We start from the raw sequence: 25,810 nt of genomic DNA, 5'->3' as shown, positions 1-25,810 counted from the left end.
GGCAAAGCGCGCCTTGGCCACGCTCACTTGCCGAACTCCTCGGCCAGCTCGCGCGAACGCCGCGCGGCCGCGGCCATGGCGTCCTCGACGATGCCGGCGAAGCCGGCGGCATTGAACGCGGCCAGCGCCGCGGCGGTGGTGCCGCCCTTGGAAGTGACGCGCTCGCGCAGCACCGACGGCGGCTCGGACGATTCGGCCGCCAGCTTGGTGGCGCCCGCGAAAGTGCCCAGCGCCAACTGGCGCGCCTGCTCGGCCGTCAGGCCGACCTTCTGGCCGCCGGCGATCAGGGCTTCGAGGAACAGGAAGACATAAGCCGGACCGCTGCCCGACAGCGCCGTCACGGCGTCGAGCGCCGCGTCATCGGCCACCCACACCACCTCGCCGACGCTGGCCAGCATGGTGGCGGCCAGGTCGCGGTCGGCCTGCCCCACGCCATCCAGCGCCGCCAGGCCGGTGATGCCGGCGCCGACCAGCGCGGGAGTATTGGGCATGCACCGCACCAGGCGGCGCCACGGCGCCTCGGGCGTGCCCAGCCAGCCGGCCAGCGTATCGGCGCGGATGCCGGCCGCCACGCTTATCGCCAAAGTGTCGTCGCGCAACCACTGACGCGTGGAAGCCACAACGTCTTTCATGTTCTGTGGCTTGACCGCGAACACCCACACGCGGCAGCGCGCCAGGGCCTCGTCCGGGGCGGTCGCGGTGGTCATGCCGCGCGCCTGCCAGGCGGCGTGCGAATCCTGGTTAATGTCAATGACATGAATGCTGCCGGCGGGGCATACTTTGCCCGCAAGACCGGAAGCCAGCGCGGCGGCCATGTTGCCGCCGCCGATGAACGCAATCGAAAGTTCGTTTTTCATAGCATGCGATTGTAAACCGGCCTGTTCCGGCGGGAAAAAAAAGAAAATGTTCGTTCGCGCCTAAAACGCGCAATTTGACAGGCGTTTTAAGTGATGTGAAAGTCACGGTTTTGTCACAAACAATTCATAAGGTGACGTGTTTTCCGCGCCCGGACAACCCGGTCGCGACACGCCCAACTGGAGGAAACCTCTCATGCGATCCCACCGAATTGCCCTCACCTTTGCCGCCGTCATGGCGGCCTTCGCGGGCGCTTCCGCGCACGCGGCCACCGAAATCACGTTCTGGCACTCGATGGAAGGCGCGCTGGGCGACCGCGTGAACGGCCTGGTCGACGAGTTCAACAAGAAGAACCCCGACTACCAGGTCAAGGCCGTCTACAAGGGCAACTACGGTGAATCGATGAACGCCGGCATCGCCGCGTTCCGCGCCGGCAACGCCCCGGACATCCTCCAGGTGTTCGAAGTCGGCACCGCCACCATGATGTACGCCAAGGGCGCCATCAAGCCGGTGCAGCAGATGTCGGAAGAAGCCGGCAACCCGATCGACCCGAAGGAATTCATCGGCGCCGTGGCCGGCTACTACTCGTCGGCCGAAGGCAAGCTGGTGTCGATGCCCTTCAACAGCTCGACCGTGGTGTTCTACTACAACAAGGACGCCTTCAAGAAGGCTGGCCTGGACGCCGACAAGCCGCCCAAGACCTGGGAAGAGCTGGCCGCCGCCGGCCAGAAGCTCAAGGCCGCCGGCCAGGAATGCGGCTACACCACCTCGTGGCCGTCGTGGGTCCAGTTGGAGACGTTCTCGGCCTGGCACAACGTGCCGTACGCCACCAAGGATAACGGCTTCGGCGGCCTGGACGCCCGCATCGCCATCAACACCCCGCTGCACGTGCGCCACCTGGAAAACCTGGCCAAGCTGGGCAAGGAAGGCATCTTCATGTACGGCGGCCGCGGCGACGAGCCGAACTCGCTGTTCATCAGCGGCAAGTGCGCCATGATCACCGGTTCGTCGGGCCTGCGCGCCAACATCGCCAAGAACGCCAAGTTCGAATTCGGCACCTCGACCCTGCCCTACTACGCCGACGTGCAGGGCGCGCCGCAGAACACCATCATCGGCGGCGCCTCGCTGTGGGTCTTCGCCAACAAGAAGCCGGAAACCTACAAGGGCGTGACCGCGTTCTTCAAGTTCCTGGCCAGCCCGGAAATCGCCGCCCGCTGGCACCAGCAGACCGGCTACGTGCCCGTCACCAAGGCCGCCTACGAGCTGACCAAGAAGGAAGGCTTCTACGACAAGAACCCGGGCACCGAAGTCGGCGTCAAGCAGTTGAACGTCGAAACCACCGCGCAATCGCGCGGCCTGCGCCTGGGCTTCCTGCCGCAGATCCGTGAAATCGAGGACGCTGAAATCGAACGCATCGTGTCGGGCAAGGTCTCGGCCAAGGATGGCGCCGAGAACATCGTCAAGCGCGGCAACGAGCTGCTGGAAAAGTTCGAGAAGAGTGTAAAGTAACGCCCGTTCCGGGCCCCGGAACAAGCCCCGTCACGCACGATTTCCGTTTCGCGACAGGGGCTTGCGTGATTCAAGAGAGGCTTAAAGCCCTGGTTATTTTGGGGCTTTAAGCCTATCGTGCTTATGCGTGTCGGCGCCTTCGGGCGCCTCGAGCCAGGCCGGTGCCGCTTCCCGGCCGGCGGTTTCAAGCGGCGGTTAATCCAACCGCCGTTTTTCGTACCTTGGGTTCCCCCTATGGAAAAACGTGTTGTCTTTGGGCACAAGACCCTGCCCTATCTGCTGCTCCTGCCGCAGATCGTCATTACCGTGGTCTTCTTCTTCCTTCCCGCGGGCCAGGCCATGTGGCAGTCGATGCGGCTGGAAGATGCGTTCGGCCTGTCCTCCGAGTTCGTCGGTCTCGACAACTTCATGGAGCTGTTCTCGCAACAGGCCTACCTCGATTCCTTCCGTGTCACGGCGGTGTTCTCGATCCTGGTCGCCGTGGTCGGCCTGGGCGTGTCGCTGCTGCTGGCCGTCATGGCCGACCGCGTGATCCGCGGCGCCGGGCTCTACAAGACCCTGCTGATATGGCCCTACGCCGTCGCGCCCGCCGTGGTCGGCGTGCTGTGGCTGTTCCTGTTCTCGCCCTCGGTCGGCATCCTGGCCGTGGCCCTGCGCCAGGCCGGCGTCGACTGGAACCCGCGCCTGGACGGCAATCAGGCCATGATCCTGGTGCTGATCGCCGCCGTCTGGAAGCAGGTCTCGTACAACTTCCTGTTCTTCCTGGCCGGCCTGCAGTCGATCCCGCGCTCGCTCATCGAGGCCGCCGCGATCGACGGCGCCAGCCCGTCGCGCCGCTTCTGGAGCATCGTCTTCCCGCTGCTCTCGCCCACCACCTTCTTCCTGCTGGTGGTCAACATCATCTACGCCTTCTTCGACACCTTCGCGGTGGTGGACACCACCACGCAGGGCGGCCCCGGCACCTCGACCTCGATCCTGGTCTACAAGGTGTACAGCGACGGCTTCCGCGGCCTGGACCTCGGTTCGTCCGCGGCCCAGTCGGTGGTGCTGATGTTCATTGTGATTGCCTTGACGGTCGTGCAGTTCCGCTACGTCGACCGCAAAGTGCAGTATTGATTTTCGAGGCAGATAACAATGGTTGAACGCCGTCCCTGGCTGGATATTCTGGCCCACGTCATCCTGCTGTGCGGGGTGGCCATGGTGGCCTTTCCGCTCTACGTCACTTTCGTCGCGTCGACCCAGACCGCGCAGGAAGTGGCCTCCGCGCCGATGTCGCTGATCCCCGGTCCGCACTTCGTCGACAACTACATGCAGGCGCTGTTCGGCGGCTCGTCCGGCGGCTCGTCCGGCGCGCCGGTGGGCCGCATGATGTACGTCAGCCTGATCATGGCGCTGGCGATTTCCATCGGCAAGATCGCCATCTCGCTGCTGTCGGCCTTCGCGGTGGTGTATTTCCGCTTCCCCGGCCGCATGTTCTTTTTCTGGATGATCTTCGTCACGCTGATGCTGCCGGTCGAAGTGCGGATCGCGCCCACCTACAAGGTGGTGGCGGACCTGGGCCTGCTCAACAGCTACGCCGGCCTGACGCTGCCGCTGATCGCCTCGGCCACGGCCACGTTCCTGTTCCGCCAGTTCTTCCTGACGGTGCCGGACGAGCTGATCGAGGCCGCCCGCATCGACGGCGCCGGCCCGGTGCGCTTCTTCCGCGACGTGCTGCTGCCGCTGTCCAAGACCAGCATCGCCGCGCTGTTCGTGATCCAGTTCATCTACGGCTGGAACCAATACCTGTGGCCGCTGCTGGTAACCACGCAGGAAGACATGTACCCCGTCGTCATCGGCATCAAGCGGATGATCAGCGGCGGCGACAGCGTGACCGAATGGAACATCACCATGGCCACCGCCATGCTGGCGATGATCCCGCCGGCGCTGGTCGTCATCCTGATGCAGAAATGGTTCGTCAAGGGTCTGGTCGACACTGAAAAGTGACGTACGCCCTCTCGCCCACCCGACAACGACTCCGATACGAATAACTCATGGCTACTCTCAGCTTTCGCAACGTAAAGAAAACCTACGCCGGCAACGTGCCGGTCATCCATGGCATCGACATGGATGTGAAGGACGGTGAATTCATCGTCATCGTCGGCCCCTCGGGCTGCGGCAAGTCCACGCTGATGCGCATGGTCGCGGGCCTGGAAACCGTGACCAGCGGCGAGATCGTGATCGACGACAAGGTCGTCAACAATCTCGAGCCGGCCGAACGCGACATCGCGATGGTGTTCCAGAACTACGCGCTCTATCCGCACATGACCGTGTTCGAGAACATGGCGTACGGCCTGAAGATCCGCAAGTTCTCCAAGGACGAGATCAAGAAGCGCGTCGACGCCGCCGCCCAGATCCTGGAACTGACCCACCTGCTGGACCGCCGCCCGCGCGCCCTGTCGGGCGGCCAGCGCCAGCGCGTGGCCATGGGCCGCGCCATCGTGCGCGAACCCAAGGTGTTCCTGTTCGACGAACCGCTGTCGAACCTGGATGCCAAGCTGCGCGTGGCGATGCGCCTGGAAATCATGAAGCTGCACCGCCGCCTGGGCACCACCAGCCTGTACGTGACGCACGACCAGGTCGAGGCCATGACGCTGGCGCATCGCATGATCGTCATGTACCAGGGCGTGCCCGAGCAGATCGGCACGCCGATGGAAGTGTTCGAGAAGCCCGCCTCGACCTTCGTGGCCGGCTTCATCGGCTCGCCGCCGATGAACCTGATGGAAGTCAACGTGGCCGGCGACGGCACGGTGCAGACCGCCGACGGCCTGGCGCTGGAGATCTCGCCGCTGCAAGTGCCTTCGCCGGTGCGCGGCCGCAAGGTCATCATGGGCATGCGCCCCGAGCACATGCTGCTGAACACCCAGGGCGTGCCCGCAGAAGTCGAGATGGTCGAAACGCTGGGCTCCGAACAACTGGTCCACTGCCGCTGCGGCAAGACCACGCTGGTCGTGCGCTGCACCACGCGCCAACTGTCCGAGTCCTCGGCCAAGGTCGGCGACCGCGTCAATGTCGGCCCTGACGGCCGTCACCCGCTGCACTGGTTCGAGGCCGACACCGGCCGCCGCGTGCAAGGGCTGTAATCCATCGCGGCGGGGCCGGCGGCGATACGCCCGGCTGGCCCGCCCCGCCCTTTCCCGTCCGGGAAAGGGTCCCTTCCCGCTCAATACGTGTACGTCACCATGGTGCCGACAGAGTACTGGTTGCGCTCCTTCACGATGGGGCTGTCGGCCGCGTCGCCGTAAAGGCGGCGCGCTTCGCCCACCACCGACCAGGACCACGACTTGCTCAACGGCAGCGCCCAGGTCGCGCCCAGGCCGATGCTTTCCAGGCCGCCCTTGGGGTTGTAGCGGCGGTAGCCCGAGTTGGCGGACTGGCGGTCGCTCACGCCATACCAGGTGCGCATGTAGTTGCCGTCGCCGAAGTTGCCGCTCAACGCCAGCGAGACCGAGCCGGCCGAGCCTTCGTACACCGTGGTGCTGGCGCCCAGGTTGAACAGCGTGTAGGCGCTGCCCACGTCGCGGTCGTCGCCCTTCTTGAACGCGTGCGCCACCGTGGCCGACAGCGTCACCGGACCCCATTGCGTCTCGGCGTCCATGCCGATCTGCGCGCGGCTCTTGATGTCGCCCATGCCGCGCAGCTTGTTCGACCCCTCGAAGCCTTTCTTGTGATCCTTGCGCGAGGCGCTGGGCGCGAGATAGAAGCGGAAGGTGCTGCTGAGCGCCTGCGTCTCCCAGCCCAGGCCGTGCGCGGTGTCCAGGAAGAACCCGTTCGGGCTGCGAATGCCCAGGCCGACGATCGGCAGGGCCGAGCTTTCATCGCTGCCGCTGTAGCGCGGCGCATAGCCGACGCCCAGCGTGCCGTAGAATTTCCACTCGTCGGCCGGTTTCTCGGTGCCGGTAGCGACCTCGATGCCGCGCGAGCTGGCGCCGCGAGAACCGTAGACCGAATTGTCGGCGACCTGCTGGCCGCCCGCGGCGAACGACAACACCGGCAGGCTGGCCAGCAAACACGCCGCGCCGGCGCGGCGCTGCATCAGGGACATAGGGAGATTTCGCTTCATAAGAACATCCGGGAAACGAGGTTGGGGGAAAAACTCGGCCACGCCGCGGCAATCGCGGCGCGTGCTTACTCTTGCGCCATGCCTTTGGCCTGGCGCATCAGGTTCATCGCGAGGGTCGAAACCGAGGCCACCAGCGGCTCGGCGCTGTCGGCATTGCTCATCACCAGCACCGCCAGCTTTTCGCGCGGCGCCAGCAGCCAGCGGGCATGGAAGGCTTCGGTGGCGCCGCTGTGTTCGCGCAGCGCGTCGCCTGCGATGTAGTCGGCATCGCAGGGCGCCGCCAGCCACGACAGCGCCAGGCGGCATTCCAGGTCCATGCCGCTGGCCACCGTCTCGAGATTGAGCAGCGTGAGCGCGGATTCGTCCTTGAGAATGCGGCGGCCCTGGTAGGCGCCGCCGCCAAACAGCATGCTGGAGAAGCGTGCCATTTCGGAGGAACTGGCCCACAGGCCTTCGGCGGCCTCGTTCGGCTGCGACTGTTCGATCCACGGCATGCCGCGGCGGTAGCCGGCCGCGCGCAGTTCGCGCGCGTCGTCGGCGGCGCCCGCGATCCGGAAGCCTGCGCGCGAGATGTTCAGCGGCTGCAGCAGCGTGCGGCGCACGTAGGCGTCAAAGGGTTCGTCGGCGGCGTGCGCCACCATCTCGCCGAGCATGGCGTAGCCCATGTCGGCGCGGGCCCGGCCCATGGTGTCTTCCAGCGTGTCGGGGCGCAGCGCCAGCAGGCGTCGCACGGTGAAGGGAGAGGTGCCCATCCAGTGCATGGCGGCGCGGCGCGGCTCCAGCTCCCATTGCGGCAGCGCCTGGGCCGCCGGAATGTCCAGCGACAGGCGGCCGTCGTCGGCGGCGCGCAGCACGCCCGCGGCGGTCACGAGCTTGGAGATGGCGCCTACGCGGTAGAGCGTGTCGCCGGTGGCGGTGCGATGACGCGCCGAATCGGCATAGCCGAAGCCGCTGCTCCAGACCGTGCGCTGGTCATCGACGATGGCGATGGACAGGCCCGGCACCCGCTGCGCATCCAGGTCATAGGCGATGCGCTGCTTCAGATACGCCACCACCGCCGGATAGTCGCCCTTGGATATCGTCGGCGGCGCGGCCGGCGCCCCGCCCTGACAACCGCCCATGGCGATCAGGAACATGGCGGCGGCAGCCAGGCGGGTGAGCGAAAACATGACGAACGGGCAACCCTCTTCTGAGAACTGCCGTCATGCTAGTCGGCGACGCGATCCCGATCTTTCCCGCTTTGTATGGAGTTTGTGAAGATTGGAAGGACAGATTGTTAAGTTTGTTAAAGGCGTGCCGGATGAATGCGGCCCGCCCCCGTCCCTAGCCTCAGGCCGCCTTCCAACTGACGATGAAACGGGCGCCGCCCAAGGGGCTGTCCGCGGCCTGCGCGGTGCCGTTGTGCCAGCGCGCCACGCGGCTGACGATGGCCAGCCCCAGGCCGGTGCCGCCGGTGCCGCGGTCGCGGCTCTCGTCCAGGCGGATGAAGGGTTCGAAAATGCGCTCGCGGTCGGCTTGCGGGATGCCCGGGCCGTCGTCGTCGACCATCAGCACGTACTCGCGCGGCGCGGGCGACACCAGGCTGACCTGGACCCGGCCGCCGGCATAGCGGATGGCGTTCTGCAGCAGATTCAGCAGCGCGCGCGTCATGTAGCGCTGGTGCAGGTGCACCTCGCGCACCTGGCACAGCACCACTTCGCAGCGCACGCCCGAGTGGTCCGCCTCGAAGCCCGCGTGCTGCACCACCGCGTCGAGCCAACTGCGGGCGTCCTGCGGCTGCAGCGCGACGCCGTCGCCCTTGTGCTCCAGGCGGGCGTACATCAGCAGTTCGGAGGCCATGCTGTCGAGCTCGGCGACGTCGCTCTTCATGTCGTCGATCAGGCGCTGGCGCTCGGCCGGCTCCTCGGCGCGGCTGATCATGTCGAGCTCGAACGACAGGCGCGCGATCGGCGTGCGCAGCTCGTGCGAAACGGCGTTGGTCAGCTCGCGCTGGTTGCCGATCAGCGCGGCGATGCGCTCGGACATCAGGTTGAAGGTGTCGCCCAGGTTGCCGATGCTGGAATGCCGCGACAGCCGCGCGCGGGCCTCCAGGTCGCCCTGCCCCATGCGCAGCGCGGCGGTCTTGAGCGCCTCCAGGTCGCGCCAGATCGGCAGCGCCCACACCAGCATGAAGGCGCACAGCAGCAGCCCCAGGGCCGAGTAGACCGCCGCCACCACCCACGGGCCAAACGACGGCTCGGGCGGCAGCTTGACCTCGAGCCACTGGTGGCCAGGGCCGGGAATCGCGGCCACGAAGGTCTGCATCTTGTCGCGGATGAAGAAATCGCCGCGAGCGACGATGCGCCGCTCGCTGTCGCTGGCGTTGTAGTCCGACGCGTTGAAGACGCGCAGGCCCAGGCCATAGTAGGGCTTGAGCTGCTTTTCGATGTAGGCCGCCCGCGCTTCGGGTTCGACCTTCGACAGTTCCAGCACCAGGCTGTGGATCTGCCCGCGCACCGACTCGCGGGTGTAGGCGTCGCTGACCGGCTCGAACAGGTAGTTGGCGGAACGGTCCACGACTTCGTTGGAAATCACGAAGCCGACCGCCAGCACCACGAAGAGCCGCAGGACGAATTTAATCATCGCCGCCCTCGTGCGCCTTGGGCGAGAACAGGTAGCCCTTGCCCCACACGGTCTTGATGCGCGCCGGATCGCGCGGGTCGTCGTCGAGCTTGCGGCGCAGCTTGCTGACGCAGACGTCGACGCTGCGGTCCAGGCCGTTGAACTCGATGCCGCGCACCGCATTGAGCAGATCGTCGCGGGTGAGCACCTGGCCGGCCTGGCTGGCCAGCGCCCACAGCATCTCGAATTCCATCGTGGTCAGGTCGACCTCGACGCCGCCGTGAACCACCGCCCGGGTGCGCCGGTCGATGACCAGCGGCCCGAACTCCAGGCGCTCCGGCGGCTCCTCGAGCTGGCTGTGGCGCCGCAGCAGCGCGCGGATGCGAGCCAGCAGCACGCGCGGCTCGACCGGCTTGATGACGTAGTCGTCCGCGCCCGACTCCAGGCCCAGGATCTGGTCCAGGTCGTCCTCGCGGGCGGTCAGCATCAGGATCGGCGCCGACGAGAAAGCCCGCAGGTCGCGGCAGACCTGCAGGCCGTCGCGCCCGGGCAGCATCAGGTCGAGGATGGTGATGGCCGGGTCGTGGCGGCGGAACGCCTCCACCGCATGGTCGCCGCGGTAGGCCTGGGCGACCTGGAACCCGTGTTGCTCCAGGAACTGCGCAATCAGGCGCGACAGCTTCGGATCGTCTTCGACTAGCAAGGCCTTGGTCATGGGGTGTCCGGACAAAAAATGAGAGAGCGATTTCGCCGCATTCTACGCAAAACCGCGCGAGCGGCGTTCGACCCCACCGGCGCCGGCTCGGTTCCCGGCGGGCGGCGTGCACGAAAAAGCCGGGCGGGAAGACGTCGCTTCCGGCCCGGCCGAGGGGTCTGGCGGGTGGCGCGCGCCGGCGAACGGCAAAGCCGCCCGATCGCGCGCCAAGTCCTTATTTATAAACGGACTTCGAACCGTCCTTGTGCCACACAAACACGTCGAACTGGAAGTTCGTCAGGTCGCCCTGCTTGTTCCAGCTAACCTTGCCGATGGGCGTGTCGAACGAGTTGGCGTGCAGGTACTTGGCGACCTTGGTCGGGTCTTCGCTGCCGGCGCCCTTGATGCCGTCGGCGATGACCTGGGTGGCGGTGTAGGCCGTCATCTGGAACGCGCCGCTGGCGTTGCGCTTCTTGGCGGCGAAGGCCTTGACGATCTCGGCGTTGGCGGCGTTCTGGGTGAAGTCGGCCGGCAGCGTCAGCAGCATGCCTTCGACGGCATCGCCGGCGATGGCGTTGATGTCCGGATTGCCCGTGCCTTCCGGACCCATCCACTTGGCCTTCACGCCCTGCTCGGCCGCCTGGCGCAGCAGCAGGCCCATTTCGGGGTGGTAGCCGCCGTAGTAGACGAAGTCCACGCCCTGGCTCTTGAGCTTGGTGATGACCGCCGAGTAGTCGCTGTCGCCGGCGTTGATGCCTTCGAAGATGGCGACGGGCACGCCGCCCTTTTCGAGGTCGTTCTTGACGGCGGTGGCGATGCCCTGGCCGTACGACTGCTTGTCGTGCAGCACGGCGGCCTTCTTGGGCTTGAGCTTTTCCAGGATGAACTTGGCGGCGGCGGGGCCTTGCTGGTCGTCGCGGCCGATGGTGCGGAAGATGAAGTCGTAGTTCTTGCCGTCGGTCAGGGCCGGCGACGTGGCCGAGGGCGTGACCATGACCACGCCTTCGTTGTTGTAGATGTCGGCGGCGGCGATGGTGGCGCCCGAGCAGACGTGGCCCACGACGAAGCCGATCTTGCTGTTGACCACGCGGTTGGCGGCGACCGGACCCTGCTTGGGTTCGCAGCCGTCGTCGATGACCACGGTTTCCAGCTTCTTGCCGTTGATGCCGCCGGCGGCGTTGATGCGCTCCACCGCGGTGTCGACGCCTTCACGGACCATGTCGCCGTACTGGGTGACCGCGCCGGTGGTGGGGCCCACCACGCCGATCTTGATGGTCTGTGCCTGCGCGCCGGCGCTGAACGCCAACCCCGCGGCGACGCTGAGGGCCGCGATGACCGGGGTCAGACGAAATGCTTGCTTCATGAGTGCACTCCTTTAATGGCTTGTAATCGTTGGTTTTTGAACCGGGCGGACGGCCGGAAATGCATTGGTCACGCCCCGTTACGTTGCATTAGCACGGCAAGCATACACTGAAAAATAGCGGCTTTCGCAGGGGTTCCGGCCCGTCTTGCGCGGGGTTTCGATATTGCGGTGCCGCATCCGGGAGGCCGCCGCCCTTATGCCCGACACCGTATATGCAAAAGCGGATTTATTCGTTTGCGTTACTAAGCCGGCGCGGCATCATGGCCGCCATGAGACTCCAACCGATCATCGTCCCCGGATGGAAAGACTCCGGACCCGAACACTGGCAATCGCGCTGGGAGACCCTGTTGCCGCACGCGGTGCGGGTGCAGCAGCGTGACTGGCAGAACCCGGTCAGCGCGGAATGGATATCCACCCTTGCCGGCCTGGTCGACCAGGCCCGCAGCCCCGTGCTGCTGATCGCCCACAGCCTGGGCTGCCTGATCAGCGCGGCGCTGCCGGTGCCGCTGCGCGCCAAGGTCGCCGGCGCCCTGCTGGTGGCGCCGGCGGACGTCGAGCGTCCCGACGCGCCGGACTGTCTGCGCGGTTTCGCGCCGATCCCGCGCCACTCGCTGCCGTTCCAGAGCGTGGTGGTGGCCAGCGACAATGACCCCTACTGCCGGCTGGAACGCGCCCGCGCCTTTGCCGAGAGTTGGGGCAGCCGCGTGGTGGTGATTCCGGGCGCCGGCCACATCAACGCCGACAGCGGACTGGAAGACTGGCCGCAAGGCCTCAAGCTGTTCGGCGCGCTGCGCCGGCGCGCCTCGTGGCGCGTGTCGCCGCCGCCCGAACGCATCGCGCCGATTCCCGAGCGGCCGCTGTCGCACCAGGCCTGACCCCCGACTCGGGTTCCCCGCGCGCCGCGGCCTCGCCGCGCCGCCGCTATCTTGGGCAGCCCGCGCCCACCCGCGTCGCGGGCAGCGGCGTATCGCCGCTGGTGTTCCCCGCGTGCTTGCGGATCCGGTCCGCCAGTTCGGCCGAGGGCGTCTCATAGCCATAGCAATACGGCGGCGTCGGCGCGGCCTCGGGGCGGTAGTCCTGCAGCACGGGTTTCGCGTCTCCCAGATACAGGTTGTCCTTCAGGCGCAGGAACGCCTTGAAGTCGCGCGTATAGCCGTGCACCGCCTTCAGGTCCTGGTAGGCGCCCTCGTCCGACGCCCCGTTGTCCAGCGCGCTGCGCTTGGCGGCGGTGGGGATGTAGCGGCAGTAATTCACCTTCACCCCTTCCACCGTCGGGAAGAACTCGGGCTCCACGCATTGGCGCTTCGCATCGTTGTTGAAGATATTGCCCTCGACCAGCGCCTTGGCCTCCAGGCTGAAGCTCATGCCGTAGAAATCCCAGTTCTCCAGCAGGTTGTTGAACAGGTGGAACGTGCCGAACTGGCCCCGGGGATTGCGCTGCACGGTGTTGAAGAAATAATTGTGGTGCAGTGTCACGCGCGCGATGGAATCCCGGTCGTAGTTCGCGAACAGGTTCTTCGAGGTGATGTTGTTGAGCAGCATGACCTTGTTCGAGTTGTGGAACTTGGTCCACGAAATCGTGACGTCGGTGGAGCCGTTCTTCACGTTCAGCAGCCGGTCGGACATGCGCGACAGGTCCATGTGGTCCACCCACACGTCGCGGCTGTCGTTGGCGATGTTCACGGCCTGCGTCAGCCGGTTCAGGCGGCCATCGATGGTCAGGTGCGTGAGGATGACGTTCCTGCTGCCATACACGCCCAGTCCGTCGTCGATCAGTGCCACGTGCCTGCCACGGCCGTCGATCGTGGTGTTGGACGGCACCCGCAACTGCGACTCCAGCACGATCGTCATGTCCGAGGCGAAGCGGATCCAGGTCGGCCCCTTCTTGGCCTGCGCCAGCGCCGCGCGCAGCGTGCCCGGTCCGGCGTCCTGGTCGGAGGTGACCTCGATGAACTTGCCGCCCAGCCCGCCCGTGGCCCGGGCGCCATAACCCTCGCGCTGCTGCAGCAGTTCGGAAACGAAGGGGCAGCGCTCGTCCGGACTGGCGCAGGATTCACTGGCAGCGGCCGCGCCGCCATACAGCATGCCCAGCGCGGGCAGCCAGGCCAACGCGCGCAGCAACCAGCGACGGACCGGACCAGCACGCCTGCGGCGCGGCGCCTGCTCCGCCGCCGCTTGCCTTGAATTCGTTGTCGCTCTCATGGACATTCACCCCCTAACGCTGCGCGGACCGATCCGCGGACTGCACGTGACGCCAGATGCCGCCGCTCAGGCGCAGGTTTTCCGGCGGACCGGCCACGTGCGCCCGCAGATGCTTGAAATATGCCGCCTGCCAGCGCGCCGCATACGCATCGGCGTCCTCGCCCGGTTCCACGGCGGGCAGCATCTCCAGCGTGTAGGCCACCTTGCCGTTCTCCCAGCGCGGCGTGTAGAACACCGACGGCACGCCCTGGCGGTGCGCCAGGTGCGCCGCGAAGCTGGAATAGGTCACGGACTGCCCTTCGAAATCCACGCGTGGCGCGGCCGGGTTGGCGGCGCCGTCCACGGCCAGGCACAGCACGTTGCCCGAGGCCAGCGCGCGCATGCAGGCCTTGGCGACCTGCGCCTCGGTCTGGTCGGCGGTGGAGATCAGGGCGGCGGCATAGCTGCTCTGGGCGATGCTGGGCGCGGTCGCCAGCCAGCGCGAGGGAATGCCCAGCAGTTCCAGCGCCATCAGGCCGGCATACATGGGCCCCACGTGCGCCGTGGCCACCACCACGCCCCGGCCGGTGGCCAGCAGCGGCGCGAAGAAACGCTCGCCGGTGTCCAGTTCGCCCAGCATCTGCATGGCTTCCTCGACGCTGTCCTCGCGGCATTCGAGCCAGTCGAACAGCAGGTGATCCACCAGATGGCCCCAGCGCGCGCGCCGCTCCCATTGCGCACGGTCGGCCGTGGCGTCGTCGCGCAGCGACCAGGCCCAGTCCAGGCGGGCTTGCGGGATCGGGGCGGTATCCAGTTTGTGTTCCAACTGGTCCAGGGCTTCCTGGAAAGTCGCCGGCAGCGCCTGCCCGCGTTGCGCCACGTATCGCTCGAACAGGGCCTCCGCCTCCTGCTTGCGCCCGGCCTGCGACAGCGCGCCGATGGCCCCGCGCTGCCAGAGTCGCTTTTCGGGCGACTTCTCGACCAGCCGCAGCATCTGGTCGGCCGCCTCTTCATACTGCAGCGTGTAGCGCAGCGCGCGCGCGTACAGGGCGCGGGTCTGCTCCAGGTCCGGCGCCAGTTCCACGGCCTGGCGAAGCGGCGCCACGGCCTCCTTGTAGCGGCCGGCGCGCAGCAGGGTCTCTCCATGCAGCGTCAACAACCGCACGTCGGCCGGCGCCGCGCTCAAGCCCGCCTCGAAGTGCGCCGGGGCATGCAGCTTGCGGTCCTCGTCGGTGGCGCGCCGCAAGTGCGCCAGGCCCAGCGATGCGCGCAGCGCCGGGGCGTCGTGCCCTGCGCCCAGCGCGCCGTTGCCCAGCTCGATCGCCGCCTCGACCCGGTCGTCGTCCAGCAAGGCACGCACAGCCACCGTCGCCACGCGCGCGTTCGGCAGATCGGCCGCCTGCAAGGTCATGGCAATGGCAGCCGCATCGGCCGAATCGTCGTTGCGCGCATGGGCCAGCATCCACCAATGCGCCTCGCCCGGATTGGCGCGCGCCACGGCAGCGGTCTGGCGCGCAACCTCGGCAGCCTGCGGAATGCGTCCGGCCTGCACGCGCAGTTGTATCCGCGCGGCCTGCAATGCCGCGTCCTGGGGCGCGATCGCGGCGGCGGCGTCGGCCTGGGCGATGGCTCGGTCCCACTGCTCGGTGCGGCCCAGCAGGCTGGCGAGCAGGCGGCGGTCGTCGGTGCGCGTCGGATAGGCCTCGACCAGCCGCTCCAGCGCGGCGATCGCCGGCTCGAGCCGGCCCACCTTCACGAACGGCGACACCAGCAGGCGGCGCGCGTCGCGCCAGCCCTCCTCCACCCGCGCCAGCGCCGGTCCGAGCCCGGCCATCGCCTGCAACGGATCATCCGCCTCCAGGATCTGCTTGATGACGGCGCGCAGGCGGCTGACGCCATCGCTCGGAGCGGCCTGGGCGGCGGTCGGCGCCAGGGCGCCGGGGCGTTCTATCGTGGTATCAACCATGGCGCAATCCTCTCAGCAATGCCATCGCCGCGCGCAGCACGAACATGAGCACGAACCCCAGCGCCAGCGCCTGCAGCAGCAGCACCCCCGTGCGCGGGCTGCTGGGCCGGTCGGTGGAGACCGGTTGCGCGATGATGGACAGGTAACGCTGCAGGCGCAGGGCGTCCGTCACGGCCTGCTGGTAGGACTGCTGCGCCAGCGTCAGATTCGAGTCGGCGAAAGCCTGCGTATTGCGCAGCGCCTCGTATGACTTGAGTTGTTTCGCTTCCGTGTTGCCCTCGCCGCTCAGGCGCTGGCGCACGGCGGCGAGCCGTTTCTTCAGGGCCACGACCTGCGTCTCGGCGGGCTTGAGCATGAAATGGTCCTTGTTGTTCAGCGCGCGGATCTTGTCCAGGTTGATCTGGGCGGTGCTCAGCTCCGCTTCCAACTGGCTCGACAGGTTCAGCAGCATGGCCACCGTCGCGGTCGGGTCGATGTTGCCGTGCGTGGTACGCCAGGTGGTCAGCGCTTCGCGGGCGCTCAGCGCCTTCTGCTCGGCCTGCCTGACAGATTCCTCGCTGACCCTGAGCTTGTCGGCCACGCCCTTTTCATTCATGGAGCTGACGAACTCTTCCGCCAGGCCGATCAGCGCCCTGGACAGGGTTTCGGCGTCCTCGGGCGAATACGCGCGCACGCGCAGCACGTCGATCTGCTCCAGCGCATTGAAGGAAACCTGCACCGAGGCCCGATAGGCGCGATACAGATCGTCCTCGCTCGAGTCCTCCGACAGATGGTTGGCCGGGTCCAGGCCCTTATTCAACAGGTATTGGCGCAGGCCGACCTTCTTGTCCAACTGCCGCATGCTGTCGCGCGACCTGAGGAAGTCGCTGACCGCCCAGCCGTCGACGAAGCCGCCGAGCATGCCGCCCGAGTTGCCGGTCGTGAGCAGGCTGGCCGCCATCGCGCCGCCGCCCTGCTGGCCGGAGCCCGACTGCACGAAGAAGCGCGATTCGGCTTCGTAGCGCGGCGTGGCGATGCAGAGCACGTAAACCAGCGCCAGGACCACCGGGGCGACGACGATGAGCGCGTTGATCCAGCGCCGGCGGCGTCGATCCTCCAACGCCGACTGCCGTTCGCGGCGCCGGCGCTCGATCTCGGAGCCGCTCTCAGAAGCCGAGCTGGCCCTCGTCGAATCCGCCGAAAACGTCGTCGCCTGTTCCGGATTCGCTTCGTGATCGTCGCGGGGGGAACTTCTGGATGCACTGGTCGAGGTCGTCTTCGATGCGGAGTGCGCTTCGTTCATAAATCAGGCCCTTCAGGCAATAGTCCGCCAATTGATTCTGGCGATAACTGGAAAGAATGAGCGTCCTGCCGACCAGCCGTTCTTCGAACAGCGCCAGCCAGAGACGGGTGAAACGGCAGGGTTCGAAGGGAATGGCCCCTTCGATCACGTAGACATCGAACGCCGGCGCCAGGGCCAGCGCAAACGAAAACTCCTGCCGCGCGAACAGCGGCCAATGCTCCATCGGCCGCGGCAGGCTCTTGGGGTCGGTAATCAGGTCGGCCACCAGTTCATAGGTGGCATCGGCGTCGAGCTCGTACATCTGGCTCACCAGCTCGATCATGTTCAGGCCGCTGGCCTTGCCGCGGATGAAGCCCTGCCGGCCGATCGCCCACGACACGTTGCCGTCGTGCTGGACGAAGCCCTGGCGCGGCGGCCGCAGGCCGCACAGCAGGTCAATGATCTGGCGGTGCAGCTCCGGCGCCGGCGACAGCAAGGCATAGCGCCCGACGGGAATGTCGAGGCTGGCCTGGGCCAGCAACGCCTGCCGGTGGCCGAAGGCCAGGGGTTCATCCGTGACGCGATTGAGATGGATCATCGTCATTCCTCACATGGGCTGGATGTTGGGTCGGGCCAGCCGCTCGGCCGCCAGGGCGACCACCATCAGGAAAACCAGGCTGGTCAGGAAGTACCCCAGGCTCGCGTCCTGCGACGTATAGGAATCAAAGTAGGCCGAGCGCAGCAGTTGCATGCCATGCGAGAACGGCAGCCACAGCATCCAGGGCCGCAATTGTTCGGGCAACTGCTCCGAAACGAAAAAGACGCCCGAGAAAATCTGCAGGAAGCGTTCGATCACCGGCGCCAGCCGCAGGAAGAAGTGCCAGAACGTCGCGATCGCGCCGAACAGCAGGCCCATCGCCGCGGCGCAGCACGCCATCAGCACCACGTACAGCATGAAGCCCGGCCAGCTCTTGGGCAGCGTGATGAGATCGAGCGCATGGCCGGCGGTGATCAGGACCACGAACACCACCAGGTACACCGACACGTACAGCAGCGCCTGCACCAGCGCGCACATCAAGGGCGACACGCCCTGGAAGTTCAACAGGCCGCGCGCCGACACATACGCCGTGCTGCTGCGGAAGATGATCTGGCGGAACATGATCCAGGTCGTCGCGCCCAACAGCGAGAAGGTCTGCACGTCCATCCCCAGGATGTAGTGCGTGCCCATCAGGATGTAGAGCGACGAAATCAGCGTCAGCAGCACCACCGGGCCCACGAACGCCCACAACAGCGCGATCCGGCTTTCGCCATGCATCACATGCAACTGATAGACGAACAGCGCCAACAGCGTGCGTCCGCCTGGCCAGCCGCGGCCGGCGATATGCGGACGATGCCCGGCATGCAGGCCGCGCACCCGGTCCCGCAGGATCTCCAGGTCGCCGGCCTCGCCCGCCGGCAGCTCCATCTCCAGCGCGATATCGTTGCGCGAGGCACGGCGACGCGCCTCGCGCGCCTCGTCCTGCCTGCGCCGCTGCTCGCGCCGCTCCTGCGCCTGGGCCAGGCGCCGATCCTCCGCCACCAGCCGCACGGGCATATAGCCCGGCGCGAACACCTCGACGCCGGCGCGGATGTCCTGCTCCAGCAGGCGCACGATGATGCGCAGGCGTCGCCGTGAAAAATCGGCCAGCGACTCATCGACCTCGGCGCGCGCGATCTCCGCGTCCAGCTCGGCCTGCACCGCCTCGTAGACCGCCCGCCGGGCGGCCACCGAGTCGTGCGGCTCGCCCTGCAGACGCGCCAGCAAGGGCTTGAACAGCACAGCCGGCTCCGCCTTGGCCTCGAACAGCGCGGCCGGGTCCAGGCGCCAGGCGGCGACGCCCGATCCCACCGCGTAGCTGCTGTCCTTTCTCCGCGAACGCCAACCCTTGATCCGATCCTCGTTGCTCATCGACACGCTACTGGCTGATGCCGTTGGAGGCGCCGGAGCCGGAGTCGGAGTCGATCGCCCGAGTGGCGCTGAAGCCGGCGCTCATGGTCACGCGGAACGCGGACAGCACCTTCTGCACCTGGGTGAACGGCGCGTCGGAGATATAGATCGCCTGGCCTTCCTTCACCGTGAATTCGCGGGCCAGCGCCACCTGTTCCGGACGCGTGAGATCGAACTGGTACACCACTGGCAACAGGTCCGGCTTGCCCTCGGCGCCTGCCTGCGCCGGCGTGAACAGAAACACCGAGCGCGGGTCGGCGGTCTGGTCATCCAGCCCCTTGGCGTCGGCCAGCGCGTCCAGCACGCTGTAGTTACGCTTGCTGATGGCCACGCGGCCCTGGTTGCCGGCCGCGCCAAGCACCGTCAGGAACTCGCGCGATTCGTACGCGGTGATGACGTCGCCCGAGCGCAGCAGGATGTCGTTGTTCTGGTTGCGGTAAATGTCCGACAGGCGCACCGAGGCGACTTTGTTGTCGCGCCGCAGGCTGATGACGAGCTGCTCGGGATTGGTCTGCACCGGCGCCGCCTGCGCCAGCGCGCTGCTCAGGCGCTGGGACGTCTGCGTGATCGGGTACATGCCCGGCTTGGTCAGGTTGCCCTGCACGGTCACCATCTGCCCGCGCGCGTCGGTGGCGCGCGTCACGCTGACATCGGCGCCGGCCACCAGCCGGCTCAGCCGCGCCACGATGGCGTCATGCAGTTGCCCCAGCGTCATGCCGCCCGCCTTGAATTTGCCGAGGATGGGAAAGGACACATAGCCATTGCGGTCCAGCTCCTGGTTGCCCAGGTCGCTCACCCCCGTCGGATCCGCCGCGAACACGCCCAGTCCGCCGCGTTCCCACACTTTCACGTTGATGCCATCGCCGGGCACCAGGGTGTCGAAGCCGGCCTCGGTCAGGTCGCGATAGCGAACGGGAAAATCGGACACCTCGGGCACCCGGCTCGCGCGCGCGAGTTCGCGCGACGCCGGCATCACGATGACGTCCTTGGCGTCGTGCGCGCCTGTCATCTCGCTCAACATGGGGCCCGAGCGCGGCAGTTGGCAGCCGCTGAGCATGAGTACGGTGATCAGCAGCAGGGCCGGCGCCGCAATGCGGCGCGGGCTCGCCGCCGGGACGTTCATTTGCATAACTTCCTTTATCTTCAGGACCAGGATGAGGCTGGCGGACGCTCAAGCCTGTTTGAGACGCATCGGGGGCAATTCCATGCTCGCGTCGTTCTCCGACTCTGGCATGAGCGGCATGCACAGGCTCAGGAACTTGGCCAGCATCGCCTCCAGCGAAAACAGGGTCTGCGCCCGCTTGCGGCTTTGGGCTTTCAGGCTCTCGTCGGCGCGCACCCGATCGACGATCGAGGCGACTTTGTCGCAAGCCTCATGCAGGTCGGGATGCTCGACATCGCCCAGCAGGTGGCCCGTCTGGTCTTCCTCGAAGCACTCGCCCGCGCCGCCGGCCGGCGTCGAGACGACCGGCACCCCCAGCAACTGGGCTTCGATCAGCACGTTGGGCAGGCCTTCGTAGCGCGACAGCAGGACCTTGGCGTCCATTTGCGAATACCAGTAGCCCACGTGGTTCGACAGGCCGACGAGCAGCAGTCGATCCATCACGCGCAGTTCTTCCGCCAACGCCACGATGTTGTCGTGCAGCCGGCCATCGCCGACGATGACAAAGCGCGCACGCGGACGCTGTTTCAGGTACATGGCGGCCAGCTTGATCCAAAGCTGAGGGCGTTTGTCCGGCTCCAGGCGGAATACGCCGCCGATGGTTTCCGTGGCGTCGGCCGTGCTTTCCTGGAAGGCCCGCCACTTTTCCTGGTCGGCCTGCGCGGCGTCGGTGGTCAGGTCCGGCACGCCGTTGTACAGCACATGGAAGCGCACGATGGGGATGCCGAGCCACTCAGCATAGGCTTCGGCGGCCTTGCGGCTGTTGCTGACGAAATGCACGCCGGGCACCTGGGCCAGGGCCTGGTACAGCTCCGGGTACTCTTCGCGGAAGCGGTCCTTGCGGATGTTCGGCGGCAAGCCACGGAACACCAGGTGAATGGTTGGAGCGCCGGCCAGCAGCGCCGCCAGGGCGCCGAACAGGCAGGTGCCGTCCTGCCACAGGCTCACCACGTCGAACGTGCTGGCGCGCAGCACGGGCGCCAGCCGCGTCACGCCGTAGTGGACCGGCGGCGGCAACTGCTCCAGCAGGCGGCCCAGGCTGCCATCCGGCACCGACTGATGAGCCACCGAGATCGCCGGCAACTTGTTGATTTCCGTGACCGGAATCCGCGCCTTGACCAGCACGGACAGGAAAAAGTCCAGTCCCTGCTTCTTGGTGGAACCGGCCGGCTCGGTGTGCTGCTTGACCAGCACTTCGACCTTTTCCGGCTTCATCGGCGCATCGGCCGCTCCGGCATCGGGCGCGTCCGCCATGCGGGCCAGCTCTCCGGCCAGCCGCGTCAATTGGCGCTCGGCGCCGCCCGGGCCCAGGCTGCCGGTCACCAGGGCGACCGAAACCGGCTTCTCCGGAGAATATTCCGGGATCTGCCGATGACGGAAATGCAGGATGGCGTGCTTCATCGACACGATCCTGATGTCCTTTCCCGCCAGCGCGCTTTCGGGCTCCAGGCGCTGGTAGAAGGCGTAGTCGCTGGCCAGGCCGTTGGCCAGTTCCGCCGCCTTGCTGCCAGGCGCAAGGTGCCTGGCCACGGGCGCGATGACCTCGAACGCGTCCGCCAGCAGGCCGCGCTTGCGCAGGCGCTTGGCGAACTCGACGCGGATGTTGCGATCCGTATGCTGCAGGATCAGCCGGCGAAACAGCTCGTCCGACTGCGCGTGCGCGCGGATGTCACTCAACAGCTTGGCGCGGGCGAACAGCCTGGAGGGATTGTCCGTGGACTCCGGCAGGTGCCGCTCGACCAGGGCCAGCGCCTCATCGACATGGCGCTCCTTGACCAGGCGGGTCGCCCGGTAGCGCACGATCTCCAGGTCATCGGGACATTCGCGCAGCAGCGTGGCCCACTGTTCGGACATACCCTCGTTCAGGCCCGCCGCCTCTTTCAACCTGAGCAGCAGGAAGCGGACCTTGGGGTCGGCCAGGTGGCCGCGCGCCATCGTCTGCGCGTCGGCCAGGTTCGCCTGCGCGACCTGGACCCGCACCGATGCCGCGACGATTTCCTCCAGCCGCGCCTGGACCTGCTGGAGCTCGGACGAGGCGGCTTCCTCGCGTTCGGTAATCAGCGGCGGATTCATGCGGCCTTCCTGCGGTTGGCCTTGTCGATCCACACCTGGCAGCGCTCGATGTAGTGATCGTACTGGGCAGGGTTGTCGGAACGCTCCTGAAGCGCGCGCCAGTAAGGCAGGGCCTGTTCGAAGCGGTGCAGGCGCATGGCGCCGACCGCGGCCAGGCGCAGGCCGATGGGATCGTCGGGCACCAGTTGCAGGATGCGCTCGCCCAAGGCCAGGCGCTCGGTGGTGCTGGACGACTCCAGCGCGCGCGCTTCCGCGTACAGCACGGCCAGGATGCGCCGCTTCTCGTGGTCGACCTCCGGCATCCCGGGCCACGATTGCGCCACACGATCCAACAGGTCCCAGGCGGCCTTGGGATCGCCGGCCGCCAGGATTTCACGGGCGCCGCGAATGGCGCGCGGTCCGAGCCGTCCGAGCTGGCGCTCGGCCTCGTCCTTGGCGCTCTGGTCCGCCGAGGCATGCGCCAGGACCATCTTGTAGGCGTCGATGGCCTCGCCGAACCAGCCGCCGTTGAACGCCACCCGTGCGAAATGCAATTGCGTGCTGAACGGCGCGGATTCGTTTGCCGCGGCCTGCTCCAGGTGCCGCATGGCGGTCTGTTTGTCGCCCAGCGCGTCGGCCGCGCGTCCACGCATGGCGTGCAACTCGGGGAACTCGACCTGGGTATCGAGCGCGATGTCGGTCAGGTCGATCACTTCCTTGTGGTTGCCCGCCACCAGCGCGGCCCTCACGCCCAGACGCATGGCGCGTTCAAAGGCGCGCTGCGCGCGCACGCCGGCCAGGGCGTCCGGATTGAGCAGGCGGTGCGCGCAGATGCGCTCGGCGGCATCGCGCAGGCGGCCTTCCTCCAGCGCCTGGGTGCCCTCCTCGGCCCACGCCGCGGACTGCGTGCGCAGCCAGCCGGAAATGTCTTCCTGTTCGCTGTCGGCCAGTTTGCACGACACGGCCAGCGCGGCCGCGGCCATGATGCAACCGCGCCAGGTCGCTTCCTTGACCAGTTCCAGCGCTTCCACGTCCTTGAGCGCGGGCGATTCAAAGGCCAGCGCGCGCAGGCCGGCGCGGTCTCCGGCGATCAGCCGGTCGCGCCACAGCATCGCGAAACTACGGCCATGCGACGGGATGGCGGCGCGCACTTCATGGACCCAGCGCAGGACGGCGTCCATATCGCTGCCCGCCTGCAGCAGCGACAGCACGGTGTCGGCCGCCTCCGTGGCGGTGGGGTCCTGGGGCGAGGAGATGCGGAACAATTGCTTCCAGTTGCCCAGCGCCTCGTCCACGAACCCCAGGTGGCCGGCGGAGATCGCCGCGATGCGCACGATTTCCGGCGTTTCGATCTCGTCGCCCAGCAGGCCGGCGGCGAGCGAGTGCGCAAGCTCGTGGCGTCCCAGCTTGAAATGGTTGCGCATCAGGATCTGCTCGGCCTTGCTGCCGGTGGCCAGCGCGCCATCGGCGCCGTCCAGCAATGCCAGCGAGCCTTCGTAATCGCCCAGCTCTTCCTGGATGCGCGCGAACAGCAGCGTGTGGTCGGGCAGGCCCGGATGACGGCGCAGCACGTCGCGCAGCCGGCGCGAGGCCTCGCGCAGTTCGCCGGCGTCCCAGAGCTTCTCGATGCGCTCGACGCTTTCCTCGGCGCCCAGCTTGGGCACGGCGGACTGCGGCGTGGAGGCGCTCATGCGCGGGCGCACGAAGGTCTTGAACCATTCGGTGTACAGGCGTTCGGCAAACAGCGGGGTGTAGTGCGTCAGGTCCAGCCCGCCGTCCTCCAGCGCATCCGCCTGGCCGATCTTGTTCATCAGCGGGGTCGGGTCGTAGCAAGGCACGCCGATGTGCTGGGCGCTGGCGGTCACGGCCGCGATCAACTGCGCCCGCTGCTCGATCGGCACATTGTCGGGCGTCATGGCGTTGACGTGCGTGACGAACACCACCTTGTCGCGGCCCAGCAGATCGACCAGCGCCTGCATCTGCTGCGCGATCTCGTCATCCGTCTGTTCACGCTTGACGATGCGCGCGAGCAGGTCGCGGTTGTCCGCCGACAGGCTCTTGAAGACCGGATCCTGGTCCAGCCACGCGCGGCGCTCGGCCAGCCGCTCGTCGCTGGCCTGGGACCAGAACGAGCGGGTCCGCGCGCGGTCGGCGAAGAACTCGCTGAAGTAGCGCACCAGGTAGTTGGACTGGATGGGATAGCCGTCGACGGTCAGCAGCTTGCGCGAGGACAGTTCGACCATGTACAGGTCGGCCGGCTTGTGCACGCCGCGCCGGGCCTGCTCGCCGTTGGACGGACGGAAGATCACGCGCTGCACGTCGGCGGGAATCTCGGCCTGGCCAAACATGAAGCGGGCTTGCTGCAGCGCCTCGGCGCTGGTGTGCACGAAACCGTAGTTGCGACCAAGCTGCTGCTTGATCGGATAGCGACCCACGGCATCACGCAACGGCGTGTGGATGCGGCAGGTTCCAATCGGGGCAATGGTAAAGGCGGTCATTCCGGGCCTCTCCTGTGTTTGATGGGTTGGGGGCCTGGACTCAGAGCGTCCAGTACAAGAGGCCGGACGGCAGCCGGCGGCTGTCCAGCACGGACTTCAGGTCGCAGACCATGCCGTCGGCCTTGACCAGTTGCGGCAGGTCTTCCCAGAGGGTGTCCATGGTTTCGCGGTGCGGCACCGCCAGGATCAGCACATCCATGTCGCGGAACTCCTCTCGATTGACCAGGCTGATGCCGTACTCATGCCGCATCTGCTCGACGTCGACCATCGGGTCGCAGGCCACCGGCGTGATGCCGTACTCGCCGAGCGCGCGGTACAGGTCGACCACCTTCGAATTGCGGATGTCGGGCACGTTTTCCTTGAACGTCATGCCCAGGATGCCGACCCGGGTCGCGGCATTCAGGCGGCCATTGCGGGCCAGGGTCTGCACCACTCGCGAGGCCACGTGGCTGGCCATGCCGTCGTTGATACGACGGCCCGACAGGATGACTTCGGGGTGGTAGCCCAGTTCCTGCGCCTTGGACGTCAGGTAGTAGGGGTCGACGCCGATGCAGTGGCCGCCGACCAGCCCGGGCGTGAACTTGAGGAAATTCCACTTGGTGCCGGCGGCCGCCAGCACTTCGGCGGTGCGGATGCCGACCAGATCGCAGATCTTGGACATCTCGTTCATCAGGGCGATGTTGATGTCGCGCTGCGTGTTTTCCAGCACCTTGGCGGCTTCCGCCACCTTGATCGAGGAAGCGCGGTGCACGCCCGCATCGATAATCTGTTCGTAGACGCCGGCGATGATCTCCAGCGATTCCTCGTCCTGGCCGGACACGATCTTGACGATCTTCTCCAACGGGTGCTCGCGGTCGCCCGGATTGATCCGCTCGGGGCTGTAGCCGAGCTTGAAATCGACGCCGCAGCGCAGGCCCGAGGCCTTTTCCAGCTCCGGTCCGCAGATTTCCTCGGTCGCCCCGGGGTGCACCGTGGATTCGAAAACCACGATGCATCCGGGCCGCAGCACGGGGCCGATCGAGCGGCAGGCCCGCACCAGCAGCGAAAAATCGGGATTATTCTTTTCATCGACCGGCGTCGGCACGGCGACAACGAAGAAATCGCAGCCTTCCAGTTCGCTCACCTGGTCGGTGAACTGCATGGGGGACGCCAGCAATGCCTCACGCTCGATCTCGCCGGTCCAGTCCTCTCCCTGTTTCAGGCTCGTGATCCGCCGCTTGTCCACATCAAAGCCGACGACATCAAAGCGCCTGGAAAATGCCACGGCCACGGGCAGGCCGACATATCCAAGGCCGCATACTGCGATTCTCTTTACCACGGGGGACCTCACTGTTTTCGTCGTGTCGAATACATCAAAAAATCGACACCCAGGAACCAAATAACCCATGCGAAATCGAATCGCATATTGGCGGCTGGGTGGACGTCACATTCAAATTTGATTACAACTCGATACCCGGGCATACCGGTGGGCAGCGAGCCAACGAATCGTAGGCTGCGGCGGCAGCAAATTTTTTTCTAAAAGTTTTCGATGCTATGGAAATAAGTCGCCGCGGTCGTAATAAACGTGGGGAAATCCCTG

At 66.8% G+C, this 25,810-nt stretch carries 20 protein-coding genes; 5 read left to right on the top strand and 15 right to left on the bottom strand.

The window, feature by feature from the left end:
- Positions 1 to 23: 23 nt before the first annotated feature.
- Positions 24 to 857 (bottom strand): pyrroline-5-carboxylate reductase, encoded by an 834-nt coding sequence (proC, locus tag HV783_RS04440; protein ID WP_175188754.1) that lies wholly within the window; start codon positions 855 to 857, stop codon positions 24 to 26.
- A 193-nt stretch (positions 858 to 1,050) separates the two neighbouring features.
- Between proC and ugpB the strand changes: the two genes are divergently transcribed.
- The 4 genes from ugpB (at position 1,051) to HV783_RS04420 (ending at position 5,486) form a co-directional block, all read left to right on the top strand.
- Positions 1,051 to 2,364, top strand: coding sequence for a sn-glycerol-3-phosphate ABC transporter substrate-binding protein UgpB (ugpB, locus tag HV783_RS04435; RefSeq protein WP_054502598.1), 1,314 nt, complete (start codon positions 1,051 to 1,053; stop codon positions 2,362 to 2,364).
- Between the two features lie 234 nt (positions 2,365 to 2,598).
- Positions 2,599 to 3,480, top strand: coding sequence for a sn-glycerol-3-phosphate ABC transporter permease UgpA (gene ugpA / locus HV783_RS04430; protein WP_006386446.1), 882 nt, complete (start codon positions 2,599 to 2,601; stop codon positions 3,478 to 3,480).
- 18 nt (positions 3,481 to 3,498) lie between these two features.
- Positions 3,499 to 4,350, top strand: a complete 852-nt coding sequence (gene ugpE / locus HV783_RS04425) for a sn-glycerol-3-phosphate ABC transporter permease UgpE (RefSeq protein ID WP_006386445.1) — start codon at positions 3,499 to 3,501, stop codon at positions 4,348 to 4,350.
- 47 nt (positions 4,351 to 4,397) lie between these two features.
- The gene (locus HV783_RS04420; RefSeq protein WP_054502599.1) at positions 4,398 to 5,486 is read left to right on the top strand and encodes a sn-glycerol-3-phosphate import ATP-binding protein UgpC; all 1,089 of its coding nucleotides are present in this window, start codon (positions 4,398 to 4,400) and stop codon (positions 5,484 to 5,486) included.
- An 80-nt stretch (positions 5,487 to 5,566) separates the two neighbouring features.
- Here HV783_RS04420 and HV783_RS04415 read toward each other — a convergent pair whose 3' ends face one another.
- The 5 genes from HV783_RS04415 to HV783_RS04395 all read right to left on the bottom strand — a co-directional run bounded on the left by HV783_RS04415 (position 5,567) and on the right by HV783_RS04395 (position 11,124).
- Complete coding sequence (locus HV783_RS04415; protein WP_116791204.1) at positions 5,567 to 6,448, bottom strand: MipA/OmpV family protein; 882 nt, start codon at positions 6,446 to 6,448, stop codon at positions 5,567 to 5,569.
- 83 nt (positions 6,449 to 6,531) lie between these two features.
- Positions 6,532 to 7,635 carry a serine hydrolase domain-containing protein gene (locus HV783_RS04410; protein ID WP_175188753.1) on the bottom strand — a complete coding sequence of 368 codons (1,104 nt, stop codon included), beginning with the start codon at positions 7,633 to 7,635 and terminating at the stop codon, positions 6,532 to 6,534.
- Positions 7,636 to 7,795: 160 nt separating this feature from the next.
- A complete protein-coding gene (locus HV783_RS04405; protein ID WP_054502602.1) occupies positions 7,796 to 9,088 on the bottom strand; it encodes an ATP-binding protein in 1,293 nt (430 codons plus the stop codon).
- Positions 9,081 to 9,782, bottom strand: a complete 702-nt coding sequence (locus HV783_RS04400; protein ID WP_054502603.1) for a response regulator — start codon at positions 9,780 to 9,782, stop codon at positions 9,081 to 9,083. The genes HV783_RS04405 and HV783_RS04400 overlap by 8 nt, the downstream gene beginning before the upstream one ends.
- Positions 9,783 to 9,996: 214 nt before the next feature.
- The gene (locus HV783_RS04395) at positions 9,997 to 11,124 is read right to left on the bottom strand and encodes a branched-chain amino acid ABC transporter substrate-binding protein (RefSeq protein WP_054502604.1); all 1,128 of its coding nucleotides are present in this window, start codon (positions 11,122 to 11,124) and stop codon (positions 9,997 to 9,999) included.
- Positions 11,125 to 11,393: 269 nt separating this feature from the next.
- Here HV783_RS04395 and HV783_RS04390 point away from each other — a divergent pair, with 269 nt between their 5' ends.
- Complete coding sequence (locus HV783_RS04390; RefSeq protein WP_054502869.1) at positions 11,394 to 11,999, top strand: RBBP9/YdeN family alpha/beta hydrolase; 606 nt, start codon at positions 11,394 to 11,396, stop codon at positions 11,997 to 11,999.
- A gap of 46 nt (positions 12,000 to 12,045) precedes the next feature.
- Here HV783_RS04390 and HV783_RS04385 read toward each other — a convergent pair whose 3' ends face one another.
- From HV783_RS04385 to HV783_RS04345, 9 genes are all read right to left on the bottom strand, one after another.
- Complete coding sequence (locus HV783_RS04385) at positions 12,046 to 13,209, bottom strand: pectate lyase family protein (RefSeq protein ID WP_054502870.1); 1,164 nt, start codon at positions 13,207 to 13,209, stop codon at positions 12,046 to 12,048.
- Positions 13,210 to 13,339: 130 nt separating this feature from the next.
- Positions 13,340 to 15,271, bottom strand: a complete 1,932-nt coding sequence (locus HV783_RS04380) for a tetratricopeptide repeat protein (RefSeq protein WP_240806463.1) — start codon at positions 15,269 to 15,271, stop codon at positions 13,340 to 13,342.
- On the bottom strand, positions 15,264 to 16,295 hold the full coding sequence (locus HV783_RS04375; protein ID WP_054502871.1) for a KpsE/RkpR family capsule polysaccharide export protein: 1,032 nt from the start codon (positions 16,293 to 16,295) through the stop codon (positions 15,264 to 15,266). Before HV783_RS04375 ends, HV783_RS04380 begins: the two co-directional genes overlap by 8 nt.
- Positions 16,296 to 16,416: 121 nt before the next feature.
- Complete coding sequence (locus tag HV783_RS04370; protein ID WP_054502606.1) at positions 16,417 to 17,130, bottom strand: P-loop NTPase family protein; 714 nt, start codon at positions 17,128 to 17,130, stop codon at positions 16,417 to 16,419.
- A gap of 9 nt (positions 17,131 to 17,139) precedes the next feature.
- A complete protein-coding gene (locus HV783_RS04365; protein WP_175188752.1) occupies positions 17,140 to 18,480 on the bottom strand; it encodes an ABC transporter permease in 1,341 nt (446 codons plus the stop codon).
- A gap of 7 nt (positions 18,481 to 18,487) precedes the next feature.
- The gene (locus tag HV783_RS04360) at positions 18,488 to 19,648 is read right to left on the bottom strand and encodes a polysaccharide biosynthesis/export family protein (RefSeq protein WP_054502608.1); all 1,161 of its coding nucleotides are present in this window, start codon (positions 19,646 to 19,648) and stop codon (positions 18,488 to 18,490) included.
- 42 nt (positions 19,649 to 19,690) lie between these two features.
- A complete protein-coding gene (locus HV783_RS04355) occupies positions 19,691 to 21,754 on the bottom strand; it encodes a glycosyltransferase (protein WP_175188751.1) in 2,064 nt (687 codons plus the stop codon).
- Positions 21,751 to 24,231 carry a hypothetical protein gene (locus HV783_RS04350; protein ID WP_054502610.1) on the bottom strand — a complete coding sequence of 827 codons (2,481 nt, stop codon included), beginning with the start codon at positions 24,229 to 24,231 and terminating at the stop codon, positions 21,751 to 21,753. Before HV783_RS04350 ends, HV783_RS04355 begins: the two co-directional genes overlap by 4 nt.
- Positions 24,232 to 24,271: 40 nt before the next feature.
- Entirely contained in the window at positions 24,272 to 25,549 is a 1,278-nt protein-coding gene (locus HV783_RS04345; RefSeq protein ID WP_054502611.1) for a nucleotide sugar dehydrogenase, read from the bottom strand.
- Positions 25,550 to 25,810: the final 261 nt, after the last annotated feature.

The organism is Achromobacter dolens (genome assembly GCF_902859745.1).
Lineage (GTDB): Bacteria > Pseudomonadota > Gammaproteobacteria > Burkholderiales > Burkholderiaceae_B > Achromobacter > Achromobacter dolens.
The sequence above is the reverse complement of the archived record's forward strand: the minus strand, read 5'-3'. Positions and strand labels throughout refer to the sequence as shown.

Bases quoted from the DNA above. Each gene is read 5' to 3' on its own strand.
- HV783_RS04405 (WP_054502602.1), bottom strand. From the start codon at position 9,088: ATGATTAAATTCGTCCTGCGGCTCTTCGTGGTGCTGGCGGTCGGCTTC.
- HV783_RS04410 (WP_175188753.1), bottom strand. From the start codon at position 7,635: ATGTTTTCGCTCACCCGCCTGGCTGCCGCCGCCATGTTCCTGATCGCC.
- HV783_RS04390 (WP_054502869.1), top strand. From the start codon at position 11,394: ATGAGACTCCAACCGATCATCGTCCCCGGATGGAAAGACTCCGGACCC.
- HV783_RS04385 (WP_054502870.1), bottom strand. From the start codon at position 13,209: ATGCTGTATGGCGGCGCGGCCGCTGCCAGTGAATCCTGCGCCAGTCCG.
- HV783_RS04380 (WP_240806463.1), bottom strand. From the start codon at position 15,271: ATGGTTGATACCACGATAGAACGCCCCGGCGCCCTGGCGCCGACCGCC.
- ugpA (WP_006386446.1), top strand. From the start codon at position 2,599: ATGGAAAAACGTGTTGTCTTTGGGCACAAGACCCTGCCCTATCTGCTG.
- HV783_RS04360 (WP_054502608.1), bottom strand. From the start codon at position 19,648: ATGCAAATGAACGTCCCGGCGGCGAGCCCGCGCCGCATTGCGGCGCCG.
- ugpE (WP_006386445.1), top strand. From the start codon at position 3,499: ATGGTTGAACGCCGTCCCTGGCTGGATATTCTGGCCCACGTCATCCTG.
- HV783_RS04420 (WP_054502599.1), top strand. From the start codon at position 4,398: ATGGCTACTCTCAGCTTTCGCAACGTAAAGAAAACCTACGCCGGCAAC.
- HV783_RS04365 (WP_175188752.1), bottom strand. From the start codon at position 18,480: ATGAGCAACGAGGATCGGATCAAGGGTTGGCGTTCGCGGAGAAAGGAC.
- HV783_RS04395 (WP_054502604.1), bottom strand. From the start codon at position 11,124: ATGAAGCAAGCATTTCGTCTGACCCCGGTCATCGCGGCCCTCAGCGTC.
- HV783_RS04350 (WP_054502610.1), bottom strand. From the start codon at position 24,231: ATGACCGCCTTTACCATTGCCCCGATTGGAACCTGCCGCATCCACACG.
- HV783_RS04400 (WP_054502603.1), bottom strand. From the start codon at position 9,782: ATGACCAAGGCCTTGCTAGTCGAAGACGATCCGAAGCTGTCGCGCCTG.
- HV783_RS04355 (WP_175188751.1), bottom strand. From the start codon at position 21,754: ATGAATCCGCCGCTGATTACCGAACGCGAGGAAGCCGCCTCGTCCGAG.
- HV783_RS04370 (WP_054502606.1), bottom strand. From the start codon at position 17,130: ATGATCCATCTCAATCGCGTCACGGATGAACCCCTGGCCTTCGGCCAC.
- HV783_RS04415 (WP_116791204.1), bottom strand. From the start codon at position 6,448: ATGTCCCTGATGCAGCGCCGCGCCGGCGCGGCGTGTTTGCTGGCCAGC.
- proC (WP_175188754.1), bottom strand. From the start codon at position 857: ATGAAAAACGAACTTTCGATTGCGTTCATCGGCGGCGGCAACATGGCC.
- ugpB (WP_054502598.1), top strand. From the start codon at position 1,051: ATGCGATCCCACCGAATTGCCCTCACCTTTGCCGCCGTCATGGCGGCC.